The organism is Pararhizobium sp. P1_E7, from assembly GCF_056405855.1.
This window is the reverse complement of sequence record NZ_JBFUBH010000181.1, coordinates 1-2201: the sequence shown is the minus strand read 5'-3', so window position 1 is coordinate 2201 and position 2201 is coordinate 1. Positions and strand designations below refer to the sequence as shown.

The 2201-nt window shown below is 49.6% G+C and carries 2 protein-coding genes; both read left to right on the top strand.

What is annotated here, in order from left to right; all coding sequences use genetic code 11:
- A partial coding sequence (locus AC1D17_RS28655) for an HNH endonuclease (protein WP_477568586.1) occupies window positions 1-939 on the top strand: 939 nt, incomplete at its 5' end.
- Between the two features lie 182 nt (window positions 940-1121).
- Window positions 1122-2177, top strand: coding sequence for an N-acetyltransferase (locus AC1D17_RS28650; protein ID WP_477568585.1), 1056 nt, complete (start codon window positions 1122-1124; stop codon window positions 2175-2177).
- Window positions 2178-2201: the final 24 nt, after the last annotated feature.

The following is a 2201-nucleotide window of genomic DNA, read 5'->3' as shown; positions in this document are numbered from 1 at the left end:
ATTCTATGCTACTCCATGTTGTGGAGTAGCTACTCCCAAGAAACATTCCTTGCAAGGAATATTCTTGTCGGAGACGTGGCACGCAAATTTAAACTAGGCTTTCCGGATTCATGCCGCAATTTTAGGGGGGGGACGAACTTCACGCAGTGTATTTTTTGTCGAGGGGATGCGACGCAATCGCGCTCGGTTGAGCACATTGTCCCCGAATCACTAGGTAACTGTAAGCATACGCTGCCACCTGGCATCGTGTGCGACCGCTGTAACAATTACTTCGCGCGGAAGATTGAAGGCCCGCTACTTGAGACGGAATACTTTCGTCATCTGCGTAACATGATGGCTGTCCCAAACAAACGAGGCCGTATTCCGCCAATGAGCGGCCACATATCCCATTCGAAAATCCCAATAAACGTCTGGATGGATGCAACCGGGATATTCGTGGAGCCAAAAGATAGGAGCCGAGCCAGTGAGCTTGAGCGCTCGTTACTCGCAGAAACTCAAGGCACTTTGCTAGTACCCGTTCCGCATAAATCGCAGGTTGACCCTCACCTAATGTCTCGCTTCATCGGAAAAGTTGCGATCGAAGCGCTTGCGCTGCGCGTCATGCAAATCGAGGGTTGGCGCGAGGAATTGCTCACTAACGAAGGCATGGAGCCTTTGAGAAGATTTGTTCGCGTTGGAGAGAGGCCCAAAGAGTGGCGGTTCTACCGTCGCAACCTGTATCGCTTTGACCGACGGTTTATTGAAGGGACGGATGTCTACGAGGTGCTACATGAGTATGACTTCGTCTACACCGATAAAGGATTACTGTTTTTTGTGATGGCAATATTTGGGGAGGAGTTTGCAATTGATATGGGCAACCCCGAGATACTGTCCTACGAAAYCTATCTTCGAGAGCAGTACGGTGTGAGCCCTCTTTATCCAGTTCGACGCAAGAAATAGGTGTGGCTTTCAATGGCCTTCTGAGCGCATCAATGAGAAATTATTTCAAGGGACGGGGAAGGCGTCGTCTATTATTGGCAACACTCGACAATTTGCCCTTCCTGCCACTTCAAATTGTGTTCACGTATTGATACATATTTCGCGCTTATATGCTCTATTTCGTACGATTCGGGGGGCAACGCATGGGGCAGACCTTACGCCCGACGAAATTCAAAGACGTGGATCTGAACGACAAGTTCTTCGACAGTTTGAAGGCGCAATACCAGGAATTTTCAGGCTGGTTCGTAAAAAAAGCTGCTGAACCGGCGTACGTCATCGATGATGACGTCGGAAAGAGTATTCGCGGATTTCTCTACATCAAGGTCGAGACCGGGGAAATTACAGACGTTCAACCGCCCCTGCCCGCCAAACGCAGGCTCAAAGTTGGAACGTTGAAAGTCAATGCTAAGGGCACTAAACTTGGCGAAAGGATTATCAAGCGTATTTTCGACCACGCCATTCTCGAAGACGTGTCAGAGATTTACGTCACCGTTTTCGATACACACGTCTCGCTTATCAACCTTTTCAAACGGTATGGCTTCGAACAGAAGGGGGTTAAAGCCACCCCCAATGGTGAAGAACTTGTACTACTCCGCTCGTTCGAAACCTTGGCGAACGACATCGTCAAAGATTACCCTTTAATGCAGACGTCCGGAAAATCGAAATGGCTGCTAGCCATCAAACCCGAATTCCATACCGATCTGCTACCGGACTCAATCCTCAAGACAGAAGATCCAGCTTCGGAAGCTGATGTTCCTCATACCAACTCGATTCACAAGGTCTACATAGCGGGGCTCTCTCTGAACCGGATGAAACGGGGCGACCTTGTTGTCATTTACCGAACGACTGACATCCAGGGTAAGGCCTATTACAGGTCGGTAGCGACGTCGGTGTGCGTGGTCGAGGAGACCTATGCTCGAAAATATTTCAAAGACGCAGATGCGTTCGTCGCGTTCGCTAAGGATCACAGCGTGTTTGGCGAACAACAGCTAAGGGACCGCTATGCCGACGGAAAGCCACTGTATGTCGCAAAATTAACCTACAACGCCGCTTTCGTGAAGCGCCCAAACCGCGGTGCTTTACTGGATGTTGTAGGCGTCACCACACAACCCAAGTGGGACCTGAGGGCACTCAGTGACGCTCAATTTTCAAGCATCCTGGAATTGGGCAAAGTCGATGAAAATTTGATTGTCAATTGAGCCCTGCGCTTTGAAAGGTCTGAT